The 13,520-nt window shown below is 73.2% G+C and carries 8 protein-coding genes; all 8 read right to left on the reverse strand.

What is annotated here, in order from left to right:
• Window positions 1-2: 2 nt before the first annotated feature.
• Window positions 3-1,337 (reverse strand): O-antigen ligase family protein, encoded by a 1,335-nt coding sequence (locus tag QA802_RS32240; RefSeq protein WP_334530094.1) that lies wholly within the window; start codon window positions 1,335-1,337, stop codon window positions 3-5.
• Between the two features lies 1 nt (window position 1,338).
• Window positions 1,339-2,859: a right-handed parallel beta-helix repeat-containing protein gene (locus QA802_RS32245; RefSeq protein WP_334535012.1), complete on the reverse strand. Its 1,521-nt coding sequence runs from the start codon at window positions 2,857-2,859 to the stop codon at window positions 1,339-1,341.
• A gap of 25 nt (window positions 2,860-2,884) precedes the next feature.
• Window positions 2,885-4,984 (reverse strand): heparinase II/III family protein, encoded by a 2,100-nt coding sequence (locus tag QA802_RS32250; protein ID WP_334530097.1) that lies wholly within the window; start codon window positions 4,982-4,984, stop codon window positions 2,885-2,887.
• The gene (locus QA802_RS32255; RefSeq protein WP_334530100.1) at window positions 4,981-7,170 is read right to left on the reverse strand and encodes a bi-domain-containing oxidoreductase; all 2,190 of its coding nucleotides are present in this window, start codon (window positions 7,168-7,170) and stop codon (window positions 4,981-4,983) included. Before QA802_RS32255 ends, QA802_RS32250 begins: the two co-directional genes overlap by 4 nt.
• Before the next feature lie 166 nt (window positions 7,171-7,336).
• Window positions 7,337-9,262, reverse strand: a complete 1,926-nt coding sequence (asnB, locus tag QA802_RS32260) for an asparagine synthase (glutamine-hydrolyzing) (protein ID WP_334530103.1) — start codon at window positions 9,260-9,262, stop codon at window positions 7,337-7,339.
• A 3-nt stretch (window positions 9,263-9,265) separates the two neighbouring features.
• Window positions 9,266-10,819 (reverse strand): Wzz/FepE/Etk N-terminal domain-containing protein, encoded by a 1,554-nt coding sequence (locus QA802_RS32265; RefSeq protein WP_334530106.1) that lies wholly within the window; start codon window positions 10,817-10,819, stop codon window positions 9,266-9,268.
• Entirely contained in the window at window positions 10,816-12,267 is a 1,452-nt protein-coding gene (locus QA802_RS32270) for a Wzz/FepE/Etk N-terminal domain-containing protein (RefSeq protein ID WP_334530109.1), read from the reverse strand. The genes QA802_RS32265 and QA802_RS32270 overlap by 4 nt, the downstream gene beginning before the upstream one ends.
• Window positions 12,257-13,519, reverse strand: coding sequence for a glycosyltransferase family 4 protein (locus QA802_RS32275; protein WP_443042205.1), 1,263 nt, complete (start codon window positions 13,517-13,519; stop codon window positions 12,257-12,259). Before QA802_RS32275 ends, QA802_RS32270 begins: the two co-directional genes overlap by 11 nt.
• Window position 13,520: the final 1 nt, after the last annotated feature.

Here is a 13,520-nt window from a genome sequence, read left to right on the forward strand (position 1 = left end):
GCTCAGGTCACCTCCGAGGTACGGGCCCAGCGCGGGACGGGACGTCGAGGAACTCCGGGCCGAGAGTCTTCGGGCCGAGAGTCTTCGGGCGGAGAGTCTTCGGGCCGGGAGACGTCGGGCCTCGACGGGGGAGCGGGTTCGGCGGGCGCCGCCAGCAGCGAGGCGGCCAGGGCCAGATGCAGCAGATACGGCGAGGCGTCGCCGAGACCGGCCTCGGTGTACGAGGCGATCGCGCAGTAGCTGATCAGGAAGATCGCGCAGGCTCTCGACAGCGACGGCGGCCGCAGCAACGCGACGCCGCCCAGCACGACGATGATCGTCGCCACCAGCACGATGCCGGTCACACCCTGCTCGTTGTAGACGGCCAGCCAGCTGTTGTCGATCGGCAGCCCGCCGAACGACTTGTCGCCCAGACCCGTGCCGAACACGTGCTCCGTGGCCGTCCGGGGCGCCGCCAGCAGCGCGTGCCACACCTTCGCCCGGCCGGTGAGACTGGCGAAGTTCTGCTGGCTCTGCCCGCGCAGGAACCACGCCTGGAGCGCCGAGCTGAACCCCACCGCGGCCACCGCGGCGCACAGCACCGCCCACGAGAAGAGCCGGCGCGCGGCGGCGCTGGTCAGCACGAGGGAGGCGATCGCCAGCACCAGAGCGACGATCAGGCCGAGCGTCGCCGTGCGGGTGTGGGTCAGCGCGAGCAGGGCGAGGGAGGGCACGATGATCAGCGCCGCGCTGGTCCGGTCGGTGCGGCGGCCCAGCAGAAGCAGCGCGGTGAGCCCGGTGATCACCGCGGCGTACTGTCCGATCTGCGGCGGGGTGAGCGGCCACAACGCTCCCACCAGCCGCCCGCCGTAGAGGTCGGGCAGGGCGGCGCCCGGCGAGACGACCAGGCCGGCGGCCACCGTCCCGAGCACCGCGAAGTACATCCGGATGTGATGCCGGACGAACGTCGGGCCGCCGTCCCACCAGCGGCTGAGCAGCCACAACGTGCCGACGAAGAGAGCCAGCCGGGCGCACCGGAACAGCGCGCCGAACCCGGCCCCCTGGTTCACGCTGGCGATCAGGCTCGGCACCAGCAGCAGGGTGAGCAGGAACACGTAGGCGCTGGCCCGGATCCGCACCCGGGGGTTGACCAGGAGCGCCAGCGCGAACGCGGCGACCAGCGCGCCCATGGTGACCATCTGGATGAGGGAGCGGGGCAGCGGGACGATGGTCCTCGCCCCGGCGGAGCCGAGGGTGTTGAGGACGAGCAGCCCCCAGACCGCCCCGACGATCTTCGACGTGCGGTCGGTGGTGCCGGTGTGGTCGGTGCGGTCGGTGCGGGTGTCCGCGGGTCTCATCTCAATCACCGTCCCCGGCGCGGAAGGCGCTGCCCGCGTCCTGCCGGTACGGCGTGCCCCGCCACTGCTTGACGCCGACCGTCCGGCTCGCGTCGTGCACGACGAAGGTCCACGGTCCGACGTAGACGTTGTCGTGCCAGCGGTTGTGCTGCCCGCCGGTGATCGCCTCGGCCACCCGCTCGCCCTGGTACGGCGACCAGTCCGGGTACGTGCCGTAGTTGGACAGCACCGCCATATGGCCGCACCTCGCCGTGCAGCCCACGACGGACTTGTCCAGCACGAAGCGGTTTTCGTGGATGTCCACCCGCTGTGTCTTCCACCGGCAGTCGGAGTACAGCGGCGCCTCGGCGATCGCCGGCCGCACGCAGCGGCCGGTGTCCTTCACCAGCAACGTGCAGTCACCGGACGACGTGTTGGCCGGGCTGTTGCAGAACCGGTCGGCGTTCTCCCACAGGGTGATCCCGGACCAGTTGTTCTCCAGCACGTTGCGGTAGACCTCGATCTTGTCCGTGCGGGCCCGGATCCGCGGTTCGCCCCCCGACTCGGAGAGGTAGACCGTCGCGAACGGGAACGTGTCGCCGCCGGCCGCGGAGGCCCGGCCGTCGACCCAGTCGTTGCGCCGGATCGTGTTGTTCCGTACGACCGCGTTGTAACTGATCTCGTAGATCAGCGCGGCGCCGGCGTTGTCCTCGATCAGGTTGCCCTCGATGAGGAAGTCGTTGTTGTTGGTGTCCGCCCACAGCCCGGTCCCGTGGTTGCCGTGCACCCAGTTGCCGCGTACGTCCGCGCCGTTCACGGCCCAGAACTTGACGCCCCCGCTGCAGCCGCACTGCGGCCGTTGCCGCTCCCAGTCGTCCGTGTTGTTGCCCGTGATCTCGTTGCCCTCGACCACCAGGCCGCTGAGGTCGCCGTCCTTGTACGCGTTCATCCCGTACTGGCCGTTGTCGCGCAGACAGCTCGCGCGGACCTGCTGGCGGGCCCCGGCCATCAGCCCGGCCCCGGAGTTGTCCCGGATCATGGCGTGCTCGATCACCCATCCGTCGGCCGAGTCGTGGTTGACCACGCCCTCGTCACGGGGCGCGACGAAGCCCCGCACGGTCAGGTGCCGGATGGTGACGTCGGGGGCGGCGCCGCCGAACGCGTAGTGGTTGCTCTCGCGGCCGTCGAGCACCGCGCCCGGCGCGCCGACGTAGACGTTCCCCTCCTTGGGGATCACCTGGTCGTAGCGGTCCGTCAGGAGCGTGTGCCTGCCCGGCCGCAGCCAGAACGTGGTGTGCGGGGGACTGCTCCCGGTCTTCGCGGCCAGGTCGCCGGGGACCGCCGGGTCGACCGTCACCGCGCCCGCCGGCGCCTTCGCCGGCCCGGCGGCCGGCTTGGCGCACACGCGGGCGACGGACGTCGGGGGCTTGGAGGGCGCGGTCGTCGGTCTCGGCGTCGCGTCCGTCGTGCCGCCGTCACAGCCGGTCGCCGCCAGCAGAGCCACCGCCAGCGCTGCCGCAGGCAGCGCCCGGCGCCGCCACATGATCCCCACGCGCCCTCCCCCTTCCCTAATCCTGGAACCCGAGCACGGTGGTGAAGCCCTCCGTGCCGTCCGTGAAGCCCGCCGTGCCGTCGGTGAAGCTCTCCGTGCCGTCGGTGAAGCCGGAGCCGACCAGGGTGGTGGCGGGTTCCTTGCGCCCGAACCCGGCGGAGTACCAGCCGAGCGGCGGGTCGCTCTCCCCGCGGTGCGCCGCCCAGGACAGCTGCCCGGGCAGGTCGAGCACCGCGGAGCGGTCCTCGCCGTCCCGGGTCCAGGTGAGCAGCGCCCGGTTCCCCGCCAGTTCGGCGGTGACCGCCGGACCGAGGTGGAACGCCAGCCGCACGGCCCGCCGCGGGCCGCGCACCTCGTCGACCATCCGCAGCTCCCCGCGTGCGGGCGTCAGCTCCACCCGGCGGCGGTGCACGGAGGGCAGATACCCGTCGTGCTCGGCGCACCAGCGGACCGTCCCCCCGTCACCGGCGCCGGCCGTGTCCGCGACCAGGATCCGGCTGCGGGCGTGCCGGGTCCACAGGAACGGGCCGCCGGAGACCGACTGGTCCTCGCCGTCCAGCTCCAGCGTGTTGTGGCCGAGGGTCGAGCGGAAGTACCGCCGCCACTCGGGCTGGCCGTGATAGCAGAACGTCCCCGGGTCGGCGAGCACGTCGACGCCGTCGTGCCGGACCTCCACGGACAGCGCGTCCGCGTGGGCGTGCGCGGCGATGGACAGGAACCCGTGCGGGCCGCCGTCGCAACGGCACCAGATCTCCCCCGTCTTTCCCGCCCCCCGCAGGACGGTCAGGCCGGCGTCGGCGAAGTGCCCCGGCCGTTCCGCCGGGCGTCCCACCGGTCGCCCTGCCGCCCGTCCCGCCGGTTGTGCCGCCGGCCGTTCAGCCGGCCGTCCCGCCGGGCGGGACACGGCCGGCGCGGTCGTCTCTTTCGCGTACGGCCTAAGGAGCGCCGCCAGCAGCCCGGTGCGCACATCGGCGCCGGTCACCGGCGGCCACCAGTCGAGCCGGCCGAACACGGCGTCCCCGGTGGCCAGCAGCGAGCCCCACCGGTCGGTGCCCGCGCCGTCCACCACCAGACCGTGCCCGTCGTCCGCGTCCCCCTGGCGCGGCGGCCGCAGCCGGTCGTCCACGACGGCCGCGAGGGCGTCGGTCATCCGCAGCAGCACCAGCCGCACCGTCGCGGGCGCCGGCACGCCCGCGGCGTCCGCCTCGGCCAGCGCGGCCAGACCGAGCTCCAGCACCAGCCCGTGGTACTCGCTCGCCAGCTCGCGGTTGAGGCCGGACGGGAAGGTGTTGGCGCGCAACTGCCGCTCCAGCGACCGCAGCGCGTCGGTCCGCCAGCGCGCCGAGGCCGGGAACCAGTCGAACGCGCAGGCCGCGGCGAACTGCCCGGCCGTCTCGGCGATGACGTGGTTGTTCGCCGACGACGCCCGGCTGGGGAACGCCGCCAGCCAGCGCTGGTGGTGCCAGATCTGCCGGTGCGCCACCGGGTTGCCCTCGAACAGCTCCGCCGCGCCCGGCCAGCCGTCGAGCAGCCGGCGGACCCACACCCACGACAGCAGCCGGATCCCCAGCTCGATGCCGCTGGTCCAGTGCACCCCGCGCAGCGGCGCGTTGACCGCCCACCACGACCGCAGGTGCGCGGCCACCCGCTCGGCGTACCGCTCGTTCCCGGTGACCGCGTAGGCCGCGGCGAGCACGGTGAGGTGGTGATGCCGGGACAGCTCCCAGATCTGCTTGACGTCCCCGGCCGCGTCCTCGTCGCGGTACGGCACGTCGAACGCGTAGCCCCCCGGAGCCCGGCGCCCGGTCTTCGGGTCGAAGAACCAGTCCGGGTCGGCCAGGTCGTCGCGGGGCACCCCGAAGTACTCGGCGTGCCCGGCCATCAGCCGGTCCGCCTCGGCGACGAGACGTTTCGCGGCGTCCGGCGGCACCGCGTCGAGCGTCCCCGCGGGCAGGACCGCGGTGAACCGGGCGCCGGTCACCGTCGGGCCGTCGGGCAGCCCCGACCGCCACCGCCGCCTGCGCACCGCGTCGCCCACCCGGCCGCCGACCTCCCGCGGCCCCATCCGGGACAGCCGCCGCAGGTACCAGACCGGACTTCCCGCGCTCACCGTCATCGGGCCTCCGCGAGCGTCACCGGCGCACCGCAGGCGAGGCCGGCCGGCACGGCGAGGGTGGCCGCCGTGGTGGCGACCAGCGACTCCAGCGGCACCGGCATCGGCCCGCCGGTCCGCACGGCCCGCACGAACGCGGCCAGTTCGGCCGACTGGCCCTTGTCCCGGGCCTTCGGCAGCCGCGAACTGACCCACCGCTCGGGCCCGTGGACCGAGGCGCGGACGAAGTCGTCGAGCCGCAGCACCTTGCCGTCGGCGACCAGGTCCAGCGTCTCCTTGGGGAAGCCGGGCGCGCCGGTGGTGACGTAACTGACGGTGGCGGTGGACCCGTCCGGGTAGCGCAGCACGACCTGGAGGTCCTCGTTGCCGGGTGTGGCCGTCGCGTACACCGACACCGGATCGGCGTCCAGCAGCCAGCTCGCCGTGTCGATGAAATGGCCGCCCTCGCCGGCGAAGCGCGAGCCCTCGCTGCCCTGCCGGAGGTACCAGCTGCCGTGATCGAGACGGCCGGCGTTGACCAGATAGCGCAGGCTCGCCGGTCCGGTCCGGACGCCGAACCGCTTCCTTGCCTCGTTGAGCAGCGGCGCGAAGCGGCGGTTGAAGCCCACCTGCAGCCGGTCGTTGCCGGACTCCTCCACCGCGGCGAGCACATCCGCCAGTTCGTCCTCGGACAGCGCCAGCGGCTTCTCCACGAACACCGTCTTGCCGGCCAGCAGCGCCTTGCGGGTCAGTTCGGCGTGCGAGCTGTGGCGGGTGACCACGAACACCGCGTCGACCGACGGGTCGCCGAGCACGGCGTCGAGATCGGTGGTGGCCGCGGCGAAGCCGAACTTGCGCTGCGCGTTGGCCGCCGACAGCGCCGTCGTGGTGACGACCGTGGACAACTCGACGCCGTCGCGCTGCGACAGGTGCGGCAGCAGCATCGACGTCGCGTAGTTGCCGGCGCCGACGAAGGCGAGGCGCACCGGCGCCTTGGCGGCCCGGGCCGGGGAGGGCGCCGCCGTGCCGCGACGCACCGCGGGCACGGTCACCGCGAGGGCCTGCGCCTCCGCCGCGTCCTCCTTCTGCCCGGGGTACCGGAACAGCACGGCCACGGCCTTCAACTCGCCGTCCTTCAGCCGCTGATACGTCTCGACGGCCTCGTCGAAGGCGGCGATGTGGGAGATCAGGGGCTCCACGTCGACCCGGCCGCGGGCGGCGAGGTCGAGGAAGCACGCCAGGTTGCGCCGCTCGGTCCAGCGCACATAGCCGATCGGGTAGTCCCGCCCCTCCAGCTCGTACGCCGGGTCGTAGCGCCCGGGGCCGTAACTGCGGGAGAACCGGACGTCGAGCTCCTTCTCGTAGTACGCGTTCCACGGCAGGTCCAGCCGGCACTTGCCGATGTCGACGACCCGGCCGCGGTCCCGGCACAGCCGGGCGGCCAGCTCGACGGGCTGATTGCTGCCGCCGCCGGCGGCCAGGTACACCTGGTCCACGCCGTGGCCGTCGGTGAGTTCGGCGACGGCGTTCTCCACGGCCGCGGAGCCGGGATCGCCGCAGGCCGCCGCGCCCAGCCGCTCGGCGAGCTCGCAGCGCGCCGGGTCGGGGTCGGCCCCGACGACACGGACCCCCGACGCGGCGAGCAGTTGCACCACCAGTTGCCCGATCAGCCCGAGGCCGATGACCAGGGCCACCTCGCCGAGCCGCGACTCGCCCTGACGGACGCCCTGCATCGCGATCGACCCGACGGTGCCGAAGGCCGCGTGCCGCGGCGCGAGACCGTCCGGCACCGGCGCGTACAGGTTCTTCGGCACCCAGTTCAACTCGGCGTGCAACGCGTGCTCGTTGCCCGCGCAGGCCACGAGGTCGCCCACCTTCACGTCGTCGACGCCGGCGCCGACCTGCTCGACCACCCCGCACAGCGAGTAACCCAGCGGCGTGTACGAGTCCAGCTTGCCCATCACCTTGCGGTACGTGGCGGGCACCCCGTTGGCGGCCACGCTCTGCACGACCTTGGCCACCTGGTCCGGCCGCGAACGGGCCTTGCCCAGCATCGACATGCCGGCCTCGGACACCTTCATCAGCTCGGTCCCGGTGGAGATCAGCGAGTAGGCGCTGCGGACCAGCACACCGCCCGCCTTGCACCCCGGCACCGGCACGTCGATCAGCGCCAGCTCACCGCTCTTGTAGTTCTGCACGACCTGTTTCACCCGAAGTCCTCTTGTCTCTACGCCGTCGTCAGTGGTCAAGTCGCCGGTTGTTCGGTCGAGTCGATGGGCATCTCGGTCGAGTCCTCGGTTGTCGGTTCAGCTGGCCGTGGTCAAGTGGTTCGAGCGGTCGAGTGGTCGAAGTCGCCGGTGGTCAAGTCACCTATGGTCAAAGGGGGTTCGGGCCGGAACCGGAGGTCGCGCCGCGATACCAGTGCTCGAGGGTCAGCACGTGCCACAGATGCTTGGAGAAGTCCCGCCGCCCGGCGGCGTCCTCGGCGACCATGCGCGCCAGCGCGTCACGGCGCAGGATCCCGGAACGCACCAGCTCGCCGTCGTTCACCACCTCGCGCACAAGCGGCGCCAGATCCCGGCTCATCCAGGCCCGCAGCGGGGCGCTGAACAGGCCCTTGGGCCGGTACACGATCTCCCGGGGCAGCACCGAGACGGCCGCCTCCTTGAGGACGGCCTTGCCCTGCCGCCCGACGATCTTGCGGGCGCCGGGCACGGCGAACGCAGCCCGGACCACCTCGACGTCCACGTACGGCACCCGCACCTCCATCGACGCGGCCATGCTCGACCGGTCGGTGTAGGCGAGGTTCAGACCCGGCAGGAACATGCGGGCGTCGCCCAGGCACATACGGTTGACGAAGTCGTCGAGGTCGTTGTCCCGGTAGACGTCCGCGTGTTCGGTCAGCACGTCGTCGACCGTCCCGGCCAGGTCCGGATCGATCAGGTCCAGCAGCTCGCCCCGGTCGTACATGGTGTAACTGCGCCGGAACGCGGTCTCCTCCGGCAGATCGGCGAAGGACAGGAACCGCTTCGCGAAGCGCACCGACCGGTACCCGCGGCGCGCCGACGCGACCGGCAGCCGGTCCACCGCCGCCGACAGTCCGCGCCGCAGCGGCCGCGGGACGCGCTGGTAACGCAGTGCCAGCACGTTCGCCAGATGCTTGCGGTACCCGGCGAACAGCTCGTCGGCGCCCATCCCGGACAGCATCACCTTGACCCCGGCCTCCCGGGCGGCCGAGCAGATCAGGAACGTGTTGATCGCGGCGGGGTCGCCGATCGGCTCGTCCAGGTGGTACGTCATCCGCGGCAGCAGGTCGAGCACGTTCGGGGCGATCTCGATCTCGTGCAGGTCGACGCCGTACCGCCCGGCCACCTGCCGGGCGTAACGCAGGTCGTCCGGCATCGCCTCGAACCGGGCGTCCTCGGCGCGGAACCCGATCGTGTAGGCGGAGATCCCGGGCCGGTCGCGGGCCGCCAACGCGGTCAGATAGCTGGAGTCGAGGCCCCCGGAGAGGAACGTCGCCACCGGCACGTCGGAGATCAGGTGGCGCCGGGTCGACTCCTCGACGACGGCCGCGAGGTCCGGCAGCTCACCGGCCAGGGCCCGCTCCCGGCCCTCGGCGGCGACGTCCCGCAGGTTCCAGAACCGGCCGCGCTCCACCCGGCCGTCGGGCCGGCACCTCAGCCAGCTGCCCGGCGGCAGCTTCTCCGCCTCACGGAACGCGCACCGCGAGTCGGGCACCCAGTAGTACAGCAGCGACGCCACCAGCGCCGCGTGGTCCACCTCCAGCGACCCGCCCGTCACGGCGGCGAGCGCCTTCAGCTCGGAGGCGAACACCAGGCCCTCGCCGCGCCGCAGCAGGAACAGCGGCTTGATGCCGAGCTGGTCGCGGACCAGCACCAGGTCACCCGTCCGCTCGTCGAAGATCCCGAACGCGAACATGCCGCGCAGCCGGGGCAGGCAGTCCGTGCCCCACCGTCGCCAGGCCTCCAGCAGCACCTCGGTGTCGGAGCTGCCGCGAAAGCGCACCCCGGCGGCCGCCAGCTCGGCACGCAGCTCCGGCGCGTTGTACAGCTCGCCGTTGTACGTCAGCACGAGGCCGTCCGAGACCATCGGCTGGGCGCCGGTCCCGGTCAGGTCGATGATGGCGAGCCGGCGGTGCCCGAGGTGCACCTCGCTGTCACCGACGGCGTGGCTGTAGCGGCCCGACCCGTCCGGTCCGCGGTGGGCGAGGGTGTCGGTGAGCCGGTCGGTCACGGCCTTCCCGTCCGGCCAGCGGTACGTTCCTGCGATGCCACACATGTGCTACTGAGCCTCCTGGTCGCTGTCCGGGACCCGCGCCGCCCACATCGGCTGCCGCTCGGCCCGCCGCGGGGCCTCCCCCACTGCCTGAACGGCGTGGGAGGTACCCCCACCCTTCGGCCGGGCCGGCCGCTCGCCGCGGCCGCGCGGCGCGGTGTGCGGCCCGTCCCACAGCGTGCCGTCGGTCCGGTCACGCGGGTCGGGGTCGATCAGCACCACACCGATCACGAAAATGTGCTGGTCCGCGAGCTGCCGTGCCACGGTGTGCAGCCATGCGGCGCTGCCGTGCCCGGCCCGCACGACGAGCACCGTACGAGTGCCGAGGTACTGCAGGTCGGTCCACGCCGTGCCCGGCGCCACCGAGCCGACGCCGATCCGGCGCTCCTGCGGCGAGCCGTCCGCGGCCCGCTCGCCGGTGACGACGACCGGGTCCCCCGGCTTCGTCCGGCGATCGGCGAGGTGCCGGCCCGGCAGACCGTCGACGACGACCACCGGCCCGTCGGCCGCCAGTGCCCCGGCGAGGTCCAGGGCGATCACGCCCGTGTTGCGCGCGCAGCCCAGCTCCAGCAGCGACACGGGCTCCGCGGAGCCGCGCACGGAACGGGCCAGGGACGTGGTGAGCCGGGTCCGTGCCGCCCGGACCCGGCGGCGCTGCCACCGCCCGCCCGTCCGGTGGGGCAGCTCCGCGACGACCGAGGCGCCGAGGTTCTGGGCGATCTCCCGGCGCAGCACGGGACGGTCCGCCACCACCGCGCCGACCGCCGCCGCCGCGAGGCCGAGGAAGAGCCCGAGGAAGAGCCCGATCGCGGCGTCGGTGCCGACCGTCCTGGGCAGGGAGTGCCGCACCACGTACGGGGCGTCCACGATCTGCGTGCCGGCCACGAGCCGCGGCGCACCGATGCTCGCCTCCCCGGCGCGCTGGCTGAAATCGGTGATCTGCGAGGTGAGTTCGGCCCGGCGGGCGTAGAGCGACTCCAGGTCCGCCGACGACCCCGGCCCGCTCGCCTCGGTGCCGTCCCCGATCGTCTTGTTGACCTGCGCGAGTTGTCTCTTCAGCTCGTCGCGCTGGTCGAGCAGGGCCTTGGCCTCGGCTTTCGCGGTGCCCTGTATCCGCCGCACATGGTCCGCGACGAACGCTTCGGCCAACGCCTCGGCGCGGGCCACCGCTTCCGCGTCGGTGTCACCGGTCACGGTGATCTGCAGCAGGTTGTTGGTCACCCCGGTACCGCTGTAGTCCCGCATGAAGTCCTCGGCCTTCTCCGGGGACCTGAGGGACTTCAGGGCCTGCTCGGCGATCCGGGTGGTCTGCAGCAGCGCGACGTCGGTGCGGATCAGCGTTCCGGGGTCGCTCGGCTGGTCGTCCTCGTGCGCGACCAGCACCTTGGTCACGGCGGTCGGCGGCTGCGGCAGCAGGAACGCCACCGCCGCGCCGGCGAGCAGCCCCACCAGCGCCAGCGAGAGCCACAGGCGGCGCCGCCTGCGCACCGCCGCCACCAGGACCTGCAGATCCAGCAGCGGAGCGGCGGCCGACGACTGGGCGGTCGTACTCGTCGTCACCCGGTGACTCCTGTCGCGTCGTCCCGTTCGCCGTCGAATCGCGCGGCCGTCCGGACGGCGCTGCCCGGACCGGCGGAGTCCGGACCGGCGCGGTCCGGTACGGCGGTGTCCGCCACCTTGGTGTCCCGTACGGCGGTGCGCCGAGGACGGTCGGCCGACCGCGTCGCACGGACCGGACCGGCGAGGACGACGCCGACGACCGCGTGCCGCGCGTCCGCGCACGCCTCGGAGACACCGGCGAGCTCCGCCGCCGTCCAGCTGCCGGCGCTGAGCACGACCAGCGCCCCCGACTCGCGGCCGCGGTCCGGCACCATCGGCCGGGACACCGGGACCGCCACCGCGCGCAGCAGCGGATCGCTCCCGGCCTCCACGACGAGCTGCTCCGCGGCCCGGCGGGCGATCTCGTCCCCCTCGGGGAAGACGACCAGCAGCCGCTGCGGGGCCGGCAGCCGGTCCCGGAGGCGGGAGCAGACCCGCCGGTAGCGGGTCTGCCTGCTGGCCTCGTCGCCCGACAGCTGCGGCGCCGGGATGTCCCACCGGACGTCCAGGCCCAGCAGCCGACGGACCCACGACCGCGGGCCCCGGCCTTCCGGCCGGTGCGTGGGCCGCTTCACGGGCACGTCGACGGTACCCAGCAGCGTCGAGCCCAGCGCCGCGGTGATCTCGGACTCGCCGCGGAGCCGGCGGCTCATCCGCGCGGCGGTGAGATGGCCGATGACCGCGCACAGGAAGAACAGCAGCGCTCCGCCGGAGACGAGCTGAGTCCTCGTCGGCGGCGCCTCACCGGTCGGCCGGGCCGCCGACCCCATGACGACCAGTCTCTTCGCCTCGTCGTCGGACGGGTCGGCCTGCTTGATGGTGCTGATGGCCTCCCGCAGCGCGGTGCGCAGCTTCTCCAGCTCGGTGCGGGTCTGCACGCTCTCGACGGTCTCCCCCCGATCGGTCGCGTCGGCGAGCTTGCTGATGCGGCGGCTGGTGTCCTCCACCGACTGCCGGAGCGCGGCGAGTTCCTCCGCCGCTCCCGGGTCGGCCGTCTCGCTCGCGATCCGGGTGGCGTAGGAGACGAACTCCTTGGCCACCTGGTCGGCGAGCCGCTGCGCACGCTCCGGGGACTCGGCCGTGCCGGAGATCTTGATGATGTTCCCGTCGGTGGGCTTGGCGCCGACCCGCTCCCGCAGGTCGCTGCCGCTGACCCCGGCCCAGCCGAGCGTGGCGGCCGCGCGGTCGACCACCACCGAACTGGTCGCCACCTCCGTCTGCGTCAGCAGCTCACGTTCCTCCCACGTCCCCGGCAGCAGCACCGACGCCGAGGTCGTGTACCGCGGCGGGAACAGCACGGAGGCGCCGTAGCCGACGAGCGCGCCCAGCAGGGCGAACAGGGTGAGCAGCCGCCAGCGCCGGCGGACAATCCGCCCGATGGTGACCAGGCGTATCGTGTCATCGCTCAATGGTGCGACCTTCCCCTGCCGGGTCCGGGTCGCGCGCGGTCACCGGGGCCGCCCGGTCACCGCAGGCGGCGTCGTAGGCGGCGAGCAGCGATCGCTGGGAGTTCCGCCACGACAGCGGCCCGCCGATCCGTTCCTGGCCGATCTTGCCCATCAGGGCCCGCTTCTCCGGGTCGTCCAGCAGCAGGGCGATGAGCCGGGCGAACTCGGCCTCGTCGTCGGCGGGCGCGTACACGGCGGCGTCACCGGCGGAGACCCGCGCCTCCCTGAGGTCGAACGAGACGACCGGCCGCCCCATCACCATGTACTCGAGGACCTTGTTCATGGTCGACACGTCGTTGAGCGGATTGTTCGGGTCGGGGGAGAGGCAGACGTCCGCGGTGGACAGGTAGCGCACCAGGTCGGCGTCCGGGATGCGCCCGGTGAACTCCACCTGCTCCGAGAGCCCGAGCCGCCGCGACAACTCCACCATCGCGTCGAAGGTGTCGCCGCCGCCGACGAACACCGCGTGCCAGTCGCTCCGCCCGACCTCGTCGCGCAGTTTCGCCAGGGCCCGCAACGCGTAGTCGACGCCGTCCTGCGGGCCCATCACGCCGAGGTAGCACAGCAGATGAGGCTTGCCGCGCTTCAGCTCCGGCTCGGGCGGCACGGGATGGAACCGCTCGACGTCGGGCGCGCTGCGCACCACGAACACGTCCCCCGGCCGCTTGCCGCCGCGGCGCACCGCGACGTCCCGGTAGGTCTCGTTCGTGGCGAGCACGACGTCGGCGGCCCGGTAGGTCCGCCGTTCCAGCGCGCACACGGCACGGTAGAGCAGGTCCTTGCCGCGGCCGAACCGGGACAGGTACAGCTCGGGCACCAGGTCGTGCTGGTCGAAGACGAACCGCGCGCCGCGCCGCTTCAGCCACAGCGCGGGCAGGAACAGCAGGTCGGGCGGGTTGCAGGCGTGGACCACGTGGACCGGGCCGACCCTGCGGGCCAGCCGGACCGTGTGCCACAGCGCCGATCCGTACTCCCGCAGATAGCCGGCCGGCCCCCCGGTGGCCGCACGCAACGGGTAGCGGTGGATCCGCACCCCGTCGATCACGGCCTCCGGCTCCGTGTCCCGTTTGGTCCCCTGCGGGCAGATGACGTGCACCGTCCAGCCCGCGTCGCGCAGCGTCGTGCACTCCTGCCACACCCGCCGGTCGAACGGCACCGACAGGTTCTCCACCAGGATCAGCGCACGCCGCTTCGACCGCTCGCCGCTTCTCACG

Source organism: Streptomyces sp. B21-105 (assembly GCF_036898465.1).
Taxonomy (GTDB): Bacteria; Actinomycetota; Actinomycetes; order Streptomycetales; family Streptomycetaceae; genus Streptomyces.

Bases quoted from the DNA above. Each gene is read 5' to 3' on its own strand.
- QA802_RS32240 (WP_334530094.1), bottom strand. From the start codon at position 1,337: ATGAGACCCGCGGACACCCGCACCGACCGCACCGACCACACCGGCACC.
- QA802_RS32245 (WP_334535012.1), bottom strand. From the start codon at position 2,859: ATGTGGCGGCGCCGGGCGCTGCCTGCGGCAGCGCTGGCGGTGGCTCTG.
- QA802_RS32250 (WP_334530097.1), bottom strand. From the start codon at position 4,984: ATGACGGTGAGCGCGGGAAGTCCGGTCTGGTACCTGCGGCGGCTGTCC.
- asnB (WP_334530103.1), bottom strand. From the start codon at position 9,262: ATGTGTGGCATCGCAGGAACGTACCGCTGGCCGGACGGGAAGGCCGTG.